The following is an 18295-nucleotide window of genomic DNA, read 5'->3' as shown; positions in this document are numbered from 1 at the left end:
CACCGTAACCACCCAATTAGGAATGACACCATGCTGAGCCTTCACACCAACGCTGCTTCCCTGTCGGCACAAAACTCGATCTCGAACACCCAATCCAAGCTGTCGACTTCGATGACGCGCCTCTCCACCGGCTTCCGCATCAATTCGGCCATGGACGATGCTGCCGGCCTGCAAATCGCCACCCGCCTGAAAGCACAAACCAGCGGCATGACCGTTGCCATGAACAACACGCAAAACAGCACCTCGCTGCTGCAAACGGCCGAAGGCGCGTTCGCTGAAGTGACCAACATGCTGGTACGCATGAAAGATCTGGCCACCCAGGCAGCCGATGCGTCGTCGACCGCAAACGACAAGACCGCCATGCAGTCCGAGTACAACGCACTGGGCCAGGAACTGTACAACGTGATGACCAACACCACGTTCGGCGGCACCGCACTGCTGGGTGACGGCAGTGGCGCAGCCAAGGGCACGCTGTCCGCCGCGATGACGTTCCAGATCGGCGCCAGCTCGACCGAAAAAATGAGCTTCGACGTTTCCGGCAACCTGGGCACGTTGAATACCGCCCTGGCCGGCCTGAGCGCGAACTTCTCCAACGCCGCTGCCGCCGGCGCAACCGAACTGACCAGCACCGCCAACGCCACCATCGGCCTGCTGGCTACCGCCATCGACAGCGTCAGCACCGTGCGTTCGGCACTGGGCGCGACGGCCAACCGTCTGGACCACGTCAACACCAACTTGTCGAACATCGCCACCAACACCAAAGCCGCTACCGGCCGCATCATGGACACCGACTTCGCTACCGAAAGCTCGAACATGACGTCGTCGCAAATGCTGCTGCAAGCTGGCACCGCGATGCTGAAACAAAGCAACAGCATGTCCTCGATGGTCATGTCCCTGCTGCAATAATATGGACTTGGCCGCTTGCGGCCAGCCTCTCGAAGCCAGACTCCGGTCTGGCTTTTTTTTCGTGCGCAGCGGGCGCAGGCATGCCGCAATACCCACCGAACGGGCCGGCGAAACAAGAAATACCAATTATTTTAAGAAATTTCCTTAAAGCATTTAATTAAGGTGGCGGCACGGTCGTCTTGTACTGATAGGAGCAGATAACCGTCGCTCCTCACCGTAACCACCCAATTAGGAATGACACCATGCTGAGCCTTCACACCAACGCTGCCTCCCTGTCGGCACAAAATTCGATCTCGAATACCCAATCCAAACTGTCGACTTCGATGACGCGCCTCTCCACCGGCTTCCGCATCAACTCGGCAATGGACGACGCTGCCGGCCTGCAAATCGCCACCCGCCTGAAAGCACAAACGAGCGGCATGACCGTTGCGATGAACAACACGCAAAACAGCACCTCGCTGCTGCAAACGGCCGAAGGCGCGTTCGCTGAAGTGACCAACATGCTGGTACGCATGAAAGATCTGGCCACCCAGGCATCCGATGCGTCGTCGACCGCCAACGACAAGACCGCCATGCAAGCCGAGTACAACGCTCTGGGCCAAGAGCTGTACAACGTGATGACCAACACCACGTTCGGCGGCACCAAGCTGCTGGGCGACGGCACCACCGGTTCGGGCGCCACCCTGTCGACTTCGATGACCTTCCAGATCGGTGCCAGCTCGACCGAGAAGATGAACTTCGACGTTTCCGGTAACCTGAGCTCGCTGAACGCCGCGCTGACGGGCCTGAGCAAAAACTTCTCGTCGGCCGCATCCACCGGCGCAACGGAACTGACCAGCACCGCCAACGCCACCATCGGCCTGCTGGCTACCGCCATCGACAGCGTCAGCACCGTGCGTTCGGCACTGGGCGCGACGGCCAACCGTCTGGACCACGTCAACACCAACTTGTCGAACATCGCCACCAACACCAAAGCCGCTACCGGCCGCATCATGGACACCGACTTCGCCACCGAAAGCTCGAACATGACGTCGTCGCAAATGCTGCTGCAAGCTGGCACCGCGATGCTGAAACAAAGCAACAGCATGTCCTCGATGGTCATGTCCCTGCTGCAATAAGATGGACTTGGCCGCTTGCGGCCAGCCTCTCGAAGCCAGACTCCGGTCTGGCTTTTTTTTCGCCTGCCGCGCGACGCATTCGCGCATATTGAACTAAATTGCCATCACGTTTAACGATGTTGCCGGCATAGTCGCCTGTACAAGGTAGTACCCCGAACAATCATCCACTGGAGCCGCCGCGTGCTGAGCATTCATACCAATACTGCCGCACTGTCAGCCCAGCGGGCCATGGGCTGGGCCCAGCAAATGCTGTCGACGTCGATGACGCGCCTCTCCACGGGATTTCGCATCAATTCGGCCATGGACGATGCGGCCGGCTTGCAGATCGCCACCAGGCTGAGCGCCCAGACCAGCGGCATGGCAGTGGCCATGCGCAACACGCAAAACAGCACCTCGCTGCTGCAGACGGCCGAAGGCGCGTTTGGCGAAGTCACCAGCATGCTGGTGCGCATGAAGGACCTGGCCACCCAGGCGGCGGACGCCTCGTCGAACCAGAAGGACCGCGACGCCATGCAGGGCGAATACGATGCGCTGGGCGCCGAGCTGTACAACGTGATGACGAACACCCGCTACGGCGGCACTTTATTGCTGGGCAACGGCAGCGCTGGCAACGGCACCTTGTCGCAAGCCATGACCTTCCAGATCGGCGCCAGCGGCAGCGAGACGATGCAATTTAACGTGGCGGGCGACATGGGCGCGCTCAATGCGGCGCTGCAGGCGATCTCCGTCAATTTCGCGCCGGGCGCCACGGCCGGCGCCGAATTTGCCAGCAACAGCAGCGCCAATGGCATGATCGACCTGCTGGCGGCGGCCGTCGACAAGGTCGGCAGCGTGCGCTCGGCGCTGGGCGCCACCGCGAACCGGCTCGGCCATGTCTATAACAACCTGTCCAACATGATCACCCACACCAAAACCGCCATCGGCCGCATCATGGATGTCGATTACGCGGCCGAAAGCGCCAACATGAGCTCGGCGCAAATGCTGATGCAGGCAAGCACGGCAATGCTCAAGCAAAGCCAGAGCATGAGCAAGCTGATTCTTTCTTTACTACAATAGTGACTGGCAGGGCGCGATGACGGATCGGATGAATATGTATCAGCAGGAAGCAATGGCATGGCGATAGACCGCATTGCATCGGGCAATCCGGTGCCCCTGATTACCCAGCGCTTCGACGTCAGCCCCGCGACGCCGATGGTGCCGGGCGTGGTCCAGCCGCTGGTGCCCATCGGCCCCTACATGGCGCCCGCGCCCGATGCGGGCACCCTGCCCGCCCAGCTGCAGCAGCCGGGCCAGGACAGCCTGGCGTCGCTCATCAAGCCCAATGCCGATGGGGCTGGCGGCGCCATGCCGCGCGACAGCAGCGCCATGCAGGTCAATCAGCTGTTCTTCACGCGCCAGCTGGTCTGGCAGCCGCCCGACGCGGCACAGCTGGCCGCCTCGTGGCGCGTGATGGTCAAGACGTATGGCGAACAATACGCGGCGCTGCAGGAACAGGCGCGCGGCCAGCACGTGCCGGGCAACCTCTTCATGGCCGAGCAGCAACCGGCCCTGCTGCGCGAAGGCGCCCGTCCGCCCCTGACGGTCGACAGCGAAGCGTGGCGCTTTGCCGTGTATGGCTGGGGCGGCCAGCGTTTGCTGCTGCGCGTGCTGGCCAGCGACGAGGACGAAGAGGCAACACCGAGGCGGCGCGGCAAGGTGGCGTTGCGCGTCGAGCTGATCATCATCGGCATCGGCCGGGTCGTGATCCAGATGGAACCGTCCGGCGACGGCGTGCTGCTGGAACTGGCCGCCGACGAGGAAGCCGCCTTGCGCCATCTGCGCCTGGCCCTGCCCGAGATCGCCGACGCCGTGCGGCGCGCGGGCCTGCGCGTGCTGCGCTGCCGCCTGAACCGCCAGCTGCATGCGCAGCGCGTGCACAGCAATTACCCGATGCAGGCGGGCGCCGCTGCGCTGTCGCTGCCCCTGTTCCGCGCCATGGCCGAAGTGGCGCTGCTGCTGACGCAGCCGGAAGCGGAAGCGGCGGCCGATCCCGATGCGCCCGCAGCGCCCCCGTCCGCAGCCGAAGAGGAGACCTTCGCCGCCTCGAAGGAAGTCGCGGCGCCGCTCGGCTACGACTATGGCGACGAGGAAGAAGCGGCGCAAAGCGGCGCCGTGCTGCTGCTGGCCGACGGCCAGGAACACGAGCTGCTGCCGCCCATCGACGAGCAGGATTGAAGCAACAAGATTGAAGCAACATAAAAAAACGGCGCCCGCAGCGCCGTTTTTTTTATCGATCCGGCAGTTTATCCCACCGTGCCGATGATGCTCACTTCGCGGTTTTCCGGGATTTCGTTGTATGACAGCACGTGCAGGCCCGGCGCGAACAGGCGCGCGTAGCGGGCCAGCAGCGGACGGATCTGCGGCAGCACCAGCAGCAGCGGCGGCGTGGCTTGCTGCTTCATCTGCTCGCGCGCCACCGGCATGTTCACTTGCAGCTGCGACAGCAGGTGCGGGTCGATCGGATAGTTATCGAGCGTCACCTTGCCCGATTGGCGCGCCTGGTTCAAGGAGCCGAGCAGCATGTTTTCCAGCTCGCCGCCCAGGTTAAAGGCCTGCATTTCCATCTTCTGGCCGAACAGGCCGCTGACGATCTGGCGCCGCAGCGCGCAGCGCACTTCGGCCGCCAGCAGGATCGGGTCCTTGGTCGTTTCGGAACTGTCGAGCAAGGTGGTGGCGATGGGCACGATATCCTTCAACGACACGTTTTCTGCCAGCAAGACGCGGAACACGCGCAGCAGCTGCGTGTGCGTCAGCGCCTTGTCCAGCGCGCCAGCGAGCTTCGGCGACAGGGCCGTCAGGCGTTCCATCATGTTCGACACGTCTTCGTGGCGGAACAGTTCCGGCAGGTATTCGCGCACCATCTTCGACAAGTGCGTGGCGATCACGCTGGGCGCCTCGATGACCTGGTAACCGAGGCCCAGCGCATGCGCCTTTTCGCTCGGTTCGATCCACGTGACTGGCATGCCGTAGGCCGGCTCGATGCCGGGTATACCGTCCAGCTGGCCATACACGTTCGGCGATGGGATCGCCATCAGCCGGTCGGCCTGCACTTCCGCCTGCGCCACCACGGTGCCGGACAGCACGATGGCGTATTGCGACGGCTTCAGGGCCAGGTCGTCGCGCACACCGATATTCGGCAGCAGCAAGCCCATCGCCTCGGACAAACTCTGGCGCACGCCCTTGACGCGCTTGTTCAGCGGTTCACCTTGCGTTTTATCCACCATGCCGACCAGTTTATAACCGAGCATCACCATCAAGGGCTGCACGGCGGGCAGTTGCTGCCACTCCAGTTCGGCGGGCTTGTCGTCGCGCAAGGCCGCCTCGATGGCCGCCATGCCGGCCGCGTCGGGTCCCTTCACGCGCTTGGTCAAACGCCAGGCAACAAAAGCCAGCACGGCGGCAAAGGTCATGAACATGAACCACGGCATGCCCGGGATCAGGGCCAGCGCCACCATCATGCCGGCCGCGCTGAAGATCACCGTTGGCGAGGTCAGCACCTGGCCCGCTACCTGCTGTTCAAAGTCGCCCGAATCGCTGATGCGAGTCACCAGGATGGCGGCCGCAGCCGACAGCAGCAGCGCCGGAATCTGCGCCACCAGGCCATCGCCGATGGTCAGCAGTGCGTATTGGCGGAAGGCATCGCCAAACGACAGGTCGTGCATCAGCGAGCCGATGGCCACGCCGCCGACCATGTTGATGATCAAAATCAGGATACTGGCGACGGCATCGCCGCGCACGAACTTCGACGCACCATCCATGGCGCCATAGAAATCGGCTTCGGCGGCCACGTCCTTGCGGCGGATCTGGGCTTTTTCCTGGTTGATCAGGCCAGCGTTCAGGTCGGCGTCAATCGCCATCTGCTTGCCCGGCAAGGCATCGAGGGTAAAGCGCGCGGACACTTCCGAGATACGCTCGGCGCCCTTGGTGACGACGGCGAAGTTGATGATCATCAAGATCACGAAGACCACAATACCGACGACGAAGTTACCGCCAATCACCACGTTACCGAAGGCCTCGATCACCTTACCGGCCGCATCCGCGCCCGTATGGCCGTGCAGCAGCACCACGCGCGTGGACGCCACGTTCAGGGTCAGCCTGAGCATGGTGGTGGCCAGGATCACCGTCGGGAAGACGGAGAAATCGAGGGGCCGCTTGGCCGATACGCTGACGAGGATGACGATCAGTGCCAGCACGATATTGAAAGTGAACAGGATATCGAGCAGCACGGGCGGCAGCGGCAGGATGATCATCGCCAGGATCACCAGCAGGAACAGCGGCGTGGCGAACTTGTGGCGGCGCATTTCGGCAACCAACCGGTTCAGGAAATTCATGAAGGTACTACCTCGCTCAAATGAGATGGCACGACCACCTCGGTGGGAAATGGGGGCTGGGCGGCACGCTGCCCAGTACGGAATGCTTTCAGCTGCAGGATGTAGTTGAGCACCTGCGACACGGCCTGGTACAGCTGCACGGGAATCTGCTGCTGCACCTGGCTGGTGTTGTAGATGGCGCGCGCCAGCGGCGGCAATTCCAGCGTTTCGATGTTGTGTTCCTTCGCCACCTGGCGGATATACAGCGCCATCTCGTCGACGCCCTTGGCAACGACGAACGGCGCCTCGGCGCGGTCCTGGTCATACTTGAGCGCGACGGCGTAATGCTCGGGATTGACGATCACCACGTCGGCGTCGGGCACGGTCTTGCGCACGCTGCGCCGGCCGATCTGCTGCTGCAGCTGGCGGATGCGCTGGCGCACTTCGGGCCGCCCTTCGCTGCTCTTATGTTCTTCCTTGACGTCCTGCTTGCTCATGCGCTGGTTGCGGGCAAAGAAAAACGCCTGCGCCGGCACGTCGATGATGGCGAACAGGACGAAGACGGAAATGAGCGCCATCAGGCCGTCGAGCATCAGCGCCGAGCCGTCGAGCATGGCCTGCTGCAAGGGCCGGTGCTGCAAGTCCACGTACTGCGTCAGGCTGGAGCGGCTCACGTGCACGAGCACCATGCCCAGCACGGCGGCCTTGGCGATGGACAGGCCGAATTCAAAAGCATGCTTGGGCGACACCAGGCGGCCCAGGTTCTTGGCCGGGCTCAGGCGCTCCATCTTCGGCATCCAGTTCTTCGTGCTGATGACCCAGCCGCCGGGGATCAATGAGCCGAGCACGACGAACAGGGGCACGCAAAACAGCGGCACGATCATCTTGATCAGCAAGCTCACGGACGTCGTAAACGCCATCGACATGGCATTGTCCAGCGCACCCTTGCTGTCAAGCGGCATGAAGGCCATGGCGAACAGCTCGCGAAAGCTCACCAGATAGCCGGGCAGCAGGTAAATGAAGACCTTCATGCTGATCAGGATGCCCAGCGCCGTCGACAGGTCGCGCGAACGCACCACCTGCCCTTCCTGGCGCGATTTCTTCAGCTTCTGGGCTGACGCCTTTTCTGTCTTGTCGCCCGTGCTGCTATCGGCCATGCGTCACACCTTTCCGCGCGCTATCCATGGGCCACCCGCATCTGTTCGGCGATCATATCGAGCACGCGGTTCGTCATGGCGACATAGTGTTCCGGGATAAAGCGCACGATCTGCATCAGCATCAGCAGGCCGAACATGGTGATCATGGAAAAACCCAGCGAAAACAGGTTCAGCGACGGCGCCACGCGGTTCAGGAAGCCGAAGCCCAGCTGCACCACCATGGTGGAAAAGATGATGGGCAAGGCCAGCAGCATGGCCGCGGCGAAGATCCACGCCACGTTATACGCCACCGTCTGCAGCAGCAGCGCGCCGTAGCCCTGCCCCACGGGCCAGGCCTTGAAACTGGCGCCGATCACGCCCGTCAGCACCAGGTGGCCGTCGATGGCGAAAAACACGATCATGCACATGATGGTGAGCAAACCCGTGATCACGTCCGACGAAGTGCCGTTGAGCGGGTCGTTCATGACGGCCATGGAAAAGCCCACCTGGCTCGACACGAGGTAACCGAGCACCGACATGACGGACATGGCGAAGTGGAAGGCCAGGCCCAGGACGAAGCCGATGACGGCCTGCTCCAGGGTGGCGACGAGTGCATGCAGGGAAAACGGATCGATCTTCAGCAAGTCCTGCGACGCGCCCGAGGCCTGCATCACGGGCAGCATCAGGATCGCCAGCACCAGCGACAGCAGCACCCGCACGGGGACGGGCACCATGGCGTCGCCGATCACGGGCGAGGCGCTGAGCATGGCCAGGATGCGGCAGAACGGCCACCACACGGCCAGCAAAAACGGCAGCACCTGATTGAAAATCTGATCCATGGCGCGCGGCGCTATCCGACCAGGGTGGCGGCGCGCTGAAAAATGGACACGCAATAATCCATCAGGTAACCGGCCATCCAGCGTCCGGCCAGGATCAGGGCCAGCAAGGTGACCAGCAGGCGCGGCAGGAAACTCATGGTCTGCTCATTGATCGAGGTGGCCGCCTGCACCAGCGCGACCAGCAAGCCCATGAGCAAACCGGGCACGACCAGGATGACCACCAGCAGCATGACGACATGCAGCGCTTCGATGATCAGGTCGACGGCGACTTCAGGGGTAAACATGGATCAATAGCCCTGTATGCTGGTAACTAAGGTGTTGACGGTCAGGGTCCAGCCATCGACCAGCACGAACAGCAGCAGCTTGAACGGCAGCGAGATCACCAGCGGCGACAGCATCATCATGCCCATGGCCATCAGCACGGACGCCACCACCAGGTCGATGATGAGGAAGGGGATGAACAGCATGCAGCCGATCTGGAACGCCGTCTTGAGTTCGGACAAGACAAACGCGGCCAGCTTGACCGTGAAGCTGTGGTCTTGCGGACGCATGCTCGACGGTTCGCCGGCCAGGTGCGCGATCTGCGCCAGCGCGGCCTTGCTCGTCTGCGCCAGCATGAAGCGCGAAATCGGCACTTCGGCGATCTTCAGGGCTTCCTGCATGCCGATCTGGTCGCGGTCGTACGGCACGAACGCTTCCTTCCACACCTGGTCGCCGATGGGGCGCATGACGAGCAAGGTCAGGATCAGGGCGATGCCGGTGACGATGCGGTTGGGCAAACCCTGCTGCAGGCCCAGGGCCTGGCGCAGCAGGGACAGCACGATGACGAAGCGGGTAAAGCTGGTCATCATCATGACCATCACGGGCAGCAGCCCGAGCAGGGTCATGACGACGAGGATCTGCATCTTCACCGACAGGTCGGTCTTTGCGCCCGGCACCACGCCGGACAGCAGGTCCTGCGCGCCGGCGCCGGCGCAGCACAGCATCAAAAGAGGGACAGCCAGCGCGGCAGCCAGCGCACCGCGGCGCCGGCTCAAGCCGGGTACCGCCAGCTTCATGCTGTCATCAGGTCGAGATTGAGGCCGTCGAGGTCGATGACTTTGAGGCCATAGTTCTCGCCGGCCACCACCACTTCGGCACGGCCGATCGGCGTGCCGTTGACCTTGATCACCAGCGGTTCGCCGGCCAGCATGTCGAGTTCGATCACGCTTTCCGGGCCGATGGCCATCAGCTCTTCCAGCGAAATGCGGGCCGAGCCCACTTCCAGGGTCAGGGTGACGGGAATCTTGCGCATCATTTGCGGAATGTCGCGGCGCGCGCGGGTGCTGGCCACGTCGGAGACGTCGCCCTGGTCGATGATCATGTCATCGCCCAGGTCTTCCAGCAGGGTTTCGCTCTGGTTGGTATCGGTCATATTCATATTATTCGACATCTTCAAATGAGGTTAAACAGAGCTTGCCCTTATGTTCGGAAACAGCCGCTGTAAATAAACGGGAATCGTCGAGCATCACATCGGTGCGGCTCAGGCTGACGGGAATCACGTCGCCCACGCGCAAGTCGAACAAGGCGCCCAGCTGCATCTGCTTGCTGACCAGCCGGCCTTCCAGGGTCACTTGCAGGCGCGACGCGAGCGGGCGCACGCTGCCGCGCAAGGCTTTTTTCGCCTGCGCGCGCTCGGGCAGCAAGCCGCGCAGCACGTCGGCCATCAGCCGCTTGTCCAGCGAGAACCAGAACTGGCCGCTCTGCCCCGCCTCGACGTCGCTGAGCGCCACCGTGATGATCCAGCTGCCGCGCGCAGGATGCACGCCCGACTGCACGGCGACCTCGGCACTGGTGTCGATGTCGCTGCTCTTGCCCAGGGTTTGCAGGTTCTTGTGGATGCGGGCAAACAAGCTGCCCACCAACTGTTGTCCCAGCACCACAGCGAGGCGTTCTTCCGTGGCCGTCACGCGCACCTGCGCCGGATCGGGCAGCGCGCCCTTGGCGCCGGCACTACCATAGCGATAGTTCAGCACGCTCAAGAGTATCTGCCGCTCGAGCGCAAAGCCCGGCTGGCCGGCCGGCGCGGAAAAACTCAGCCAGCGGTTCACGCCGTCCTCGTTCTCCACGCGCGACAAGCTCACGGCATCGATCTGGAAATTGCCCCAGTAGCGACGGCTCATGGGCTGGCGCAGGGCCACGGCCAGGTCGTCGCGCAACTGGGCGCCGAATACATGCAGCAAATGGACAGGACGTCCAAGCAGACAGGAATCGAGGACTTGATGGCGCGCAGTTTGATCTGTCTTGGTAGTGATTGTCATGTAGTGGTCATGTCGGTATTGCGGTGGCAGAACAAATTATACGGATCGCCCGAAATTAAATACAGCATCATCTCGGCCTTGTCGGCCGGCCCGCAAGCAAACGATTGCGCTTCGTATCGCATGGTAGATGACTACGGTGCTGAACAATACATGAAAACGCTAAATATTGCCATGTATCAATATTCCTTGAGCCAATCCTCTCTTTACTTTATAGTTGCCGCGAGGTAAGCTTATAGCGACAAAATAGTGATTTGCAGTGCGCCATTCCGCTTACCTGATTCCGGTTTTTATGGCAGTTTCCATCCCGTTATTGCCACCAGCAGAAACTTTTATCAGTTAAATATTAGTTGTCATGGCCATGTAAATCATGTCGGCGTGGGTTTGCTGAGTTTGTTTGATTGAATCTGCTTGAGCGGATGGTGTGGCAACTGATAAAACTGATGGGCCCTGCGGATCGGGCCGGGCAGGATGGCATTCATGCAATGTCTGCCGGATTGGCAACACCAGTAATTCTATTGATACGTCACCGCATATTGAAAGTAGAGGGCAAGATGAGCAACGAACTCGCAGGTCTGATCAAGGCCGATCTGGCAGCACTGAGCAATGACGCGCGCGCCCTGGGCGCCAGCATCGCGCCCGCCGCCCAGTTCGGCGCAGGGGAACCATCCGGCTTCTCCTTTGCGCAAAGCATGCAAGACGCCATCGGCAAGGTCAACGGCGACGACCGCCTGGCCGCGCAGAAAATGAGCGACGTCGACAGCGGCAAGAGCGACGACATGGTCGGCGCCATGCTGGCCAGCCAGGAAGCGAGCCTGTCCTTCTCGATGTTGATGCAAGTGCGCAACAAAGTCATGGGCGCCGTCGACGAACTCATCAAACTGCCTCTGTAATCTTCACGTCCTGATCCACGCCCAGCCTCCCAGCGAAAGTTACCCCAAGTGATTACCACCATGAAGTCCGCATTTGCGCGCTGGCGCCCTGGCGCCCAGCCCGCCATCCCGCCCGCCCTGCTGAAGAACCTGGTTCCCATCGTCGTGCTGGCCATCGGCATCACCGCCATGGTGACCATGTATGCCTGGCGCGACCAGGCCAACTACAAGCCGGTATTTGGCGCGCGCGAAAAAGTGGCCGTGACGGACATGATGGCCACGCTGGATGCCGAGCACATCCCCTACCGTTTGCATCCGGACAGCGGCCAGGTGCTGGTGCCCGACGCCATGCTGGGCAAGGTGCGCATGCTGCTCGCCTCGAAGGGCGTGACGGCGCAGCTGCCGGCCGGCCTGGAACTGATGGACAAGAACGACCCGCTGGGCGTGTCGCAATTCGTGCAGGACGTGCGCTTCCGCCGCGGCCTCGAAGGCGAGCTGGCGCAAAGCATCATGACGATGGACGCGATCGCTTCGGCGCGCGTCCATCTGTCGATCGCCAAATCGACGTCGTTCGTCGCCAGCGACGGCGACAAATCGTCGGCTTCCGTCGTCGTGGCGCTGAAGCCGGGCCGCACCCTGGCGCCGGAACAGATCGCCGCCGTCATCAACATGGTGGCCGGCAGCGTCGCCAGCCTGGCGCCCACGCGCGTGAGCCTGGTCGATCAGGGCGGCAACCTGCTGTCCTCGCACGTCGACCTGACAGACGGTTTCGATGCGTCGGCCGCCGGCAATGAAGGCGCGAAACGTTTTCAGGATGAAATCCGCCACAACGTCATGGGCTTGCTGGGCCCCGTCATCGGCGAAGACAACTTCAAGCTCAGCGTGACGGCCGCCGTGAACAACGACCGCGTGGACGAAACGCTGGAGAAATACGGCGAAGCCCCGAAAGTGACGAGCGAGGCGATGCGCGAAGAGCAGGAACGCAACCGCACCGTGGCCGGCATTCCCGGCAGCCTGTCGAACCGTCCGCCAGCGGCGGCCGTGCCGGCACCGGCCGACGCCGCCGGCGCCGCCCCGGCCGATGGCGCGCCGAAGCCGTCCGACGACGGCACGGCCCGCAAGAACGCCACCACGCGCCAGTACGCGTATGACCGCAGCATCACGCAGATCAAGCGCAGCCGTGGCCGCCTGGAAAAACTCAGTGTCGCCGTCGTCCTCAACAGCGCCGCCGCACCGAATCCGAAAACGGGCTGGACCCCAGCCGAACTGGGCAATATCGAAAAAATGCTGACCAGCGGCCTGGGCATCAATGCCCAGCGCGGCGACAGCCTGAGCCTGACGGCGCTGGCCTTCCCTGCCAAGCCGCCCGTGGCGCAATGGTGGGAAGAGCGCGATACCGTCGTCGATTTCAGCAGTTGGCTGCTGTACGCCCTGGGCGCCGTGCTCGGCTACTTCCTGATCCTGCGCCCGCTGCTGCGCCTGCTGACCTCGCGCCTGGCGCCGCCGCCACTGAAGCAGCTCGATCCGGCGCTGGCACTGGGCGGCAGCAACGCCGCCGCCGGTGCGAATGGCGTGGCCGCCGCCGGCGCGCCGGCCCTGGGCGTGAACGGCAGCCCGCTGGCCCTCGAAGGCGAAGCCGCCGCCGGCAACAGTATGCCGGTCGTGCCGCTGCTGGAAAATTATGACTTGCCGCCACCAGGCTCGGCGGTCGACGTGATGGTCGACCACCTGAAAGTGCTGGCTGAAAAAGAACCCGAGCGTGTCGCCGAAGTCGTCAAACAATGGATGCAGAAAAATGGCCGAACTCAACAACAATAATCCCTCCGACGGCGCCGAATACGAAAGCGTCAGCCTGAATCCCGTGGAACAGGCCGCCATCGTGCTGCTGAGCATAGGCGAAGAACAGGCCGCCAATGTGCTGCGCTGCCTGTCGCGCGAAGAATTGCTGGAAGTCACGCAAGTGATGTCGCGCATGAGCGGCATCAAGGTCGAATCCGTGAAAACGGCCATGCAGACCTTCTTCGACGACTACCGCCAGCAAAGCGGCGTGCACGGCGCCTCGCGCAGCTACCTGAAGCGCTCGCTGGACATGGCGCTGGGCAGCGATATCGCCAATAGCGTGCTCAACAACATTTACGGCGACGCCATCCGTCCCAAAATGGCGCGCCTGCAATGGGCCTCGCCAAAATGGCTGGCCGAATACATCGTCAACGAACACGTGCAGATGCAAGCCGTGTTCCTGGCCTTCCTGCCGCCCGCGCTGGCCGGCCAGATCCTCGACGCCCTGCCCGCCGAAGGCCGCGACCTGGTCTTGCTGAACCTGGCGCGTCTGGACGAGATCGACCGCGACCTGCTGGTCGAGCTCGACGAACTGGTGGGCCGCTGCCTGGGCACGCTCGACACGCAAAGCACCAGCGTCGAAGGCATCCGCCAGGCGGCCGAGATTCTCAACCGCATGCCCGGCAACCGCGCCGCGCTGGTCGAACTGCTGCGCGCGCACGACCCGGATGTCGTCTCGGAAATCGAACTGAGCATGTACGACTTCCTGATCCTGGCCACGCAGAGCGATGTCACGCTCACGCGCATCCTGGAAGACGTGCCGATGGAACAGTGGGCGATTGCACTGAAGGGCGCGGAACCGTCGATCCGCGACGCCGTGCTGAAAACCATGCCGCGCCGCCAGGCGCAGAGCTTCGAAGACATGATGCGCCGCTCCGGCCCCGTGCCGCTGTCGCGTATCGAACAGACGCGCCAGGAGATCATGGCCACTGTCAAGGGCCTCGCCGATGCGGGCGAGATCGAAGTGCAACTGTTTGCCGAAGCGGTGATCGAATGAAACACTTCCGCTCGTATCGTTTCCCGCCCCTGTCGCAATTCATCGCTGCCGGCCAGCGCGCCGCCAGCGAGGACACGGATGGCCAGTGGCAGGCGTCCGTCTCGGAAGGCTTCGAGCAGGGCCAGCGCGACGGCTACGAAGTGGGCCTGGTGCAAGGCCAGCAGGACGGCTATGACGCCGGGCGCAGCGATGGCATGGCGCAGGGCCGCGAAGAAGGCCGCAATGAAACCCTGGTGGCACTGGACCGCCTGGCTCGCCCCGTCGACGCCATCTTGCGCGACCTGAAGAAAGTGCGCGCCGATTACCGCGAAGCGCAGCGCAAGGAAGTGGTCGACCTGGTGGCCAAGGTGGCGCGCCAGGTGATCCGCGCGGAGCTGGCGCTGCAGCCGGTGCAATTGCTGGCCCTGGTCGACGAGACCCTGGCCTCGATGCCGCCCACGCGCGAGGAAATCGACGTCTTCCTCAATCCGGAAGAACTCAAACGCATCAGCGAACTCGATCCGAAGCGCGCCAAGCGCTGGAACCTGATCGCCGATGCGCGCCTCGACGCGGGCGAATGCCGCATCAAGGCGGGCGACAATGAAGTCGACGCCGGCTGCCATCAGCGCCTGTCGGCCTGCATGGAACAGGTCAGCAGCCACCTGGCGCTGGCCGCCGAACACGCAGACCATGGCGCGCCTGCATGATCGCCGACACGCTGCGCAGCTTCGAGATCGGCGATATCCCGGTCGCGACCCCGACCGGCCGCCTGGTCGGCGCCTCCGGCCTGCTGCTGGAAAGCGCCGGCTGCCGTCTGCACACGGGCCAGCGTTGTCAAATTGAAACTGTGAGCGGCGAGTGGCTCGATGCGCAAGTCGTCGGTTTCCGCGAAAAACTGTCGTATTTAATGCCGTTCAAGAAGGCGACGGGCCTGACCACGGGCGCCAGGGTCCTGCCCCTGCCCGACAAGGCCAGTTTGCAGATCGGCCCGTCGTGGCTGGGCCGCATGGTCAATGGCCTGGGCGAGCCGATCGACGACCTGGGCCGCCTCGGCGGCGAACACGTCCTGGAAGTCACGCCGCCGAAGATCAATCCCCTGAAGAAACAACCGGTGGTCGAGCCGCTGGACGTGGGCGTGCGGGCGATCAACAGCATGCTGACCCTGGGCAAGGGCCAGCGCGTGGGCCTGATGGCCGGCTCCGGCGTGGGCAAGAGCGTGCTGCTGGGCCTGATCACGCGCCAGACGGTGGCCGATGTCGTCGTCGTCGGCCTAATCGGCGAGCGGGGCCGCGAGGTACGCGAATTCGTGGAAAAATCGCTCGGCGCCGAAGGCTTGAAAAAGGCCGTGCTGGTGATCGCGCCGGCCGACGAGTCGCCCTTGATGCGCATCATGGCCACCGAGCTGTGTCATTCCATCGCCGCCCATTTCCGCGACCAGGGCAAGCACGTGCTGCTGCTGGTCGATTCGCTGACGCGCTATGCGATGGCCTTGCGCGAAGTGGCGCTGGCCCTGGGCGAGCCGCCGGCCACGCGCGGCTATCCGCCATCCGTGTTTTCGAACCTGCCGCAACTGGTGGAAAGCGCCGGCAACGGCGCCCACCCGCAAGGCAGCATGAGCGCCATCTACACGGTGCTGGCCGAAGGCGACGACCAGCAAGACCCCGTGGTCGACACGGCGCGCGCGATTCTCGACGGCCACATCGTGCTCACGCGCGAACTGGCCGAGCGGGGCCACTACCCCGCCATCGACATCGCCGCCTCGATCAGCCGCTGCATGGCGCAGGTGATCACGCCGAACCACATGCAGGCGGCGCGCGCGCTGAAAGCGTCGATGGCGCGCCATGCGCGCGTGCGCGACCTGATCCCGCTGGGCGCCTACGTGCCCGGCGCCGACCCGATCACCGACCGCGCCGTGCAGCTGCACGCCCCCATCGAAGCCTTCCTGTGCCAGGGCACCAAGGAAGAGGCGCCGATGGGGCCGTGCATCGAACAACTTGAACAGATCATGGCCTAGGAGCATACGTGAGCGACGCGCATACCATCCGCAACCTGACCACCCTGGTCGGCCTGCGCAGCACCGAAGTCGAACGCCTGCAAGGCGAAATGGCGGCGCAGACGGCCGTACGCGAGCGCTACCAGAAAAACCTGGAGCGCCTGACGGGCCTGTACACGGATAGCGGCCCCAGCGGCGCCCTGCCCCTGGCCCTGTCCGTCAACTGCGGCAACTTCAAGCAGGCGGTGATGCAGATGGCCGACCAGCACCGTACCGACCTGCACCTGCACGAAGCCAACATGGCCGTTTCGCAACGCGCGCTCAATACAGCCTGGGCCAAGCGCGAGGTGCTGGACCAGGTGCTGACGCAAAAACAAAAACATGTTGCAAGTGAGCAACACCGAGTTGATGCCAAGCGACAAGACGAACTGGCGACGCAATTCTGGTTCCGCGGGCAGGTAAAATGAGGTTTGTGTAAGTTTCTTTCAGGAAAACTTCACGAAACGGGAATGGGGGTCGCCTTGTACCGGTATATCCCTTTATTCAGGAGTCTGGCATGGCAAACGCAATTACCGCACCACGATACGATCCGCTCGTCACGGCACAACAACTGGCCACCAAATCGGTGGCGGCGCAAAAGGCAGCCCTGGCCGATCAGACCACGCTTGCCAACAACACCTCCAGCGCGCTGGGCAACCTGAAATCGGCCATCTCGGCATTCCAGCTGGCGATGACGACCATGACGTCCAGCAAATCCGTGCTGAGCCAGTCCGCGACCTTCAGCAATACCGCGTATGGCACGGGCACGGCCGGCATCAAGGCGGCGCCTGGCAGCTACGCGTTCTTTGTCGAACAACTGGCCACGGCCAGCCAGACCTCGTATGGCGGCTTGAGCAGCACCACGCCCGCCAACGGCGGCAACATGACCATCCGCATCGGCGACCCGGCAGCCGCCGTCACCGCCGACAACGCCTTCGACATCGATCTGGCCGCCGCCAACAAGGATGGCGACGCCTATTTGACGCCGCAGGAGCTCGCCGCCGCCATCAATGGCAACAGCAAGAATAATGCGCGCGTCACCGCGTCCGTCATCAATATCGGCAACCAGGCGCAACTGGTGCTGACGTCGAACCTCACGGGCGTGGCCAATGCCGTCTCGATCGACACCAATAGCGTGACGGATCCGGCGCTGCAGACGGCGCTGCAAAGCGACATCAAAAGCCTCGCGGCGCCCAAGGATGCCATCGTGTGGCTGGGCGCCCAGGGTACCGGCACCAAAATTACGCAGGCATCGAACACGTTTACCAACGTACCCGACGTGAAGATGACGTTCACCAAGGCCATGACGGCAGGCGAGAATCCGCTGACCGTGACCGTCGGCACCGACAGCGCCGGCACGATTGCCAATGTGCAAGCCTTCGTCGACGCCTACAACAAGCTGAAAAGCGTGATGGATGGCCTGGCCAGCCCCGGCAATCCTGAAAAGAATATTGCCGCAGGCATCTTTGCCCACGATTCCGGTCTGAACGCCCTGCGCAGCAGCATGGGCGATGCCTTGCGCCTGAACGTCGATGGCGTATCGCTGGTGGCGTATGGCATTACCGCCCAGCGCGATGGCACGATCAGTCTGAATACGGCCAAGCTGACGGCCAAGCTGGCGGACAATCCTGGCGGCCTGGACAAACTGTTCGGCAATAACAGCCTGTCGGCGCCTGCCGGCGTGCTCGGCGGCCTGGACAAGGTGCTGGGCCAGTGGAGCAATATCACCAAGGGCCAGATCACCCAGCGCATGGCAGCGACGGACAAGTTGCAGAAGAGCCTGGCCAAGAGCGGCGAGCGTCTGACCGACCAGTACAACACGGCCTACAGCCGCTTCCTGGATCAGTATTCCCGTCTGCAAGTATTGCAAGAGCAAATGACGCGGAATTCCGACATGTTCGATGCCATGTTTAATAACAGTAAATCCTAAG

Annotated in this window: 18 protein-coding genes; 11 read left to right on the top strand and 7 right to left on the bottom strand. The window is 62.9% G+C overall.

Going from position 1 to position 18295, the window contains the following annotated elements:
* Nucleotides 1-30: 30 nt before the first annotated feature.
* The 4 genes from ACQ4WQ_RS08080 (at nt 31) to ACQ4WQ_RS08065 (ending at nt 4238) form a co-directional block, all read left to right on the top strand.
* A complete protein-coding gene (locus ACQ4WQ_RS08080) occupies nt 31-906 on the top strand; it encodes a flagellin N-terminal helical domain-containing protein (protein WP_436496035.1) in 876 nt (291 codons plus the stop codon).
* 242 nt (nt 907-1148) lie between these two features.
* Nucleotides 1149-2024: a flagellin N-terminal helical domain-containing protein gene (locus ACQ4WQ_RS08075; protein WP_436496033.1), complete on the top strand. Its 876-nt coding sequence runs from the start codon at nt 1149-1151 to the stop codon at nt 2022-2024.
* A 180-nt stretch (nt 2025-2204) separates the two neighbouring features.
* Entirely contained in the window at nt 2205-3080 is an 876-nt protein-coding gene (locus tag ACQ4WQ_RS08070) for a flagellin N-terminal helical domain-containing protein (protein WP_436496031.1), read from the top strand.
* A 57-nt stretch (nt 3081-3137) separates the two neighbouring features.
* On the top strand, nt 3138-4238 hold the full coding sequence (locus tag ACQ4WQ_RS08065) for a hypothetical protein (RefSeq protein WP_436496029.1): 1101 nt from the start codon (nt 3138-3140) through the stop codon (nt 4236-4238).
* A 68-nt stretch (nt 4239-4306) separates the two neighbouring features.
* Here the strand turns inward: ACQ4WQ_RS08065 and ACQ4WQ_RS08060 are convergent, their stop codons facing one another.
* From ACQ4WQ_RS08060 to ACQ4WQ_RS08030, 7 genes are read right to left on the bottom strand one after another with little or no spacing between them, the layout of a single operon-like run.
* A complete protein-coding gene (locus ACQ4WQ_RS08060) occupies nt 4307-6394 on the bottom strand; it encodes a flagellar biosynthesis protein FlhA (protein WP_326457476.1) in 2088 nt (695 codons plus the stop codon).
* Nucleotides 6391-7530 carry an EscU/YscU/HrcU family type III secretion system export apparatus switch protein gene (locus ACQ4WQ_RS08055; protein ID WP_326457477.1) on the bottom strand — a complete coding sequence of 380 codons (1140 nt, stop codon included), beginning with the start codon at nt 7528-7530 and terminating at the stop codon, nt 6391-6393. Before ACQ4WQ_RS08055 ends, ACQ4WQ_RS08060 begins: the two co-directional genes overlap by 4 nt.
* A gap of 20 nt (nt 7531-7550) precedes the next feature.
* Nucleotides 7551-8348, bottom strand: coding sequence for a flagellar biosynthetic protein FliR (locus ACQ4WQ_RS08050; protein ID WP_436496026.1), 798 nt, complete (start codon nt 8346-8348; stop codon nt 7551-7553).
* Between the two features lie 11 nt (nt 8349-8359).
* Nucleotides 8360-8632, bottom strand: coding sequence for a flagellar biosynthetic protein FliQ (locus tag ACQ4WQ_RS08045; RefSeq protein ID WP_034757874.1), 273 nt, complete (start codon nt 8630-8632; stop codon nt 8360-8362).
* A 3-nt stretch (nt 8633-8635) separates the two neighbouring features.
* A complete protein-coding gene (gene fliP / locus ACQ4WQ_RS08040) occupies nt 8636-9406 on the bottom strand; it encodes a flagellar type III secretion system pore protein FliP (RefSeq protein WP_326457479.1) in 771 nt (256 codons plus the stop codon).
* Nucleotides 9403-9768 (bottom strand): FliM/FliN family flagellar motor switch protein, encoded by a 366-nt coding sequence (locus tag ACQ4WQ_RS08035; RefSeq protein WP_046684914.1) that lies wholly within the window; start codon nt 9766-9768, stop codon nt 9403-9405. The genes fliP and ACQ4WQ_RS08035 overlap by 4 nt, the downstream gene beginning before the upstream one ends.
* Before the next feature lies 1 nt (nt 9769).
* Nucleotides 9770-10648 (bottom strand): FliM/FliN family flagellar motor switch protein, encoded by an 879-nt coding sequence (locus ACQ4WQ_RS08030; RefSeq protein ID WP_436496023.1) that lies wholly within the window; start codon nt 10646-10648, stop codon nt 9770-9772.
* 551 nt (nt 10649-11199) lie between these two features.
* Between ACQ4WQ_RS08030 and fliE the strand changes: the two genes are divergently transcribed.
* The 7 genes from fliE to fliD all read left to right on the top strand — a co-directional run bounded on the left by fliE (nt 11200) and on the right by fliD (nt 18294).
* Complete coding sequence (fliE, locus tag ACQ4WQ_RS08025) at nt 11200-11538, top strand: flagellar hook-basal body complex protein FliE (protein ID WP_326457482.1); 339 nt, start codon at nt 11200-11202, stop codon at nt 11536-11538.
* Between the two features lie 60 nt (nt 11539-11598).
* Nucleotides 11599-13335 carry a flagellar basal-body MS-ring/collar protein FliF gene (fliF, locus tag ACQ4WQ_RS08020; RefSeq protein ID WP_436496021.1) on the top strand — a complete coding sequence of 579 codons (1737 nt, stop codon included), beginning with the start codon at nt 11599-11601 and terminating at the stop codon, nt 13333-13335.
* Nucleotides 13313-14353: a flagellar motor switch protein FliG gene (locus ACQ4WQ_RS08015; RefSeq protein ID WP_326457484.1), complete on the top strand. Its 1041-nt coding sequence runs from the start codon at nt 13313-13315 to the stop codon at nt 14351-14353. The genes fliF and ACQ4WQ_RS08015 overlap by 23 nt, the downstream gene beginning before the upstream one ends.
* Nucleotides 14350-15039 (top strand): flagellar assembly protein FliH, encoded by a 690-nt coding sequence (fliH, locus tag ACQ4WQ_RS08010; RefSeq protein WP_326457485.1) that lies wholly within the window; start codon nt 14350-14352, stop codon nt 15037-15039. The genes ACQ4WQ_RS08015 and fliH overlap by 4 nt, the downstream gene beginning before the upstream one ends.
* A complete protein-coding gene (gene fliI, locus ACQ4WQ_RS08005) occupies nt 15036-16346 on the top strand; it encodes a flagellar protein export ATPase FliI (RefSeq protein WP_326457486.1) in 1311 nt (436 codons plus the stop codon). The genes fliH and fliI overlap by 4 nt, the downstream gene beginning before the upstream one ends.
* 8 nt (nt 16347-16354) lie before the next feature.
* Entirely contained in the window at nt 16355-16792 is a 438-nt protein-coding gene (fliJ, locus tag ACQ4WQ_RS08000; RefSeq protein ID WP_436496018.1) for a flagellar export protein FliJ, read from the top strand.
* Between the two features lie 89 nt (nt 16793-16881).
* A complete protein-coding gene (gene fliD, locus ACQ4WQ_RS07995; protein WP_326457487.1) occupies nt 16882-18294 on the top strand; it encodes a flagellar filament capping protein FliD in 1413 nt (470 codons plus the stop codon).
* Nucleotide 18295: the final 1 nt, after the last annotated feature.

The organism is Janthinobacterium goodfellowi (assembly GCF_051380695.1).
In the GTDB taxonomy this organism is placed as follows: Bacteria; Pseudomonadota; Gammaproteobacteria; order Burkholderiales; family Burkholderiaceae_D; genus Janthinobacterium.
Note: the sequence above shows the minus strand (reverse complement) of the source record. Positions and strands in the feature narration are given on the sequence as shown.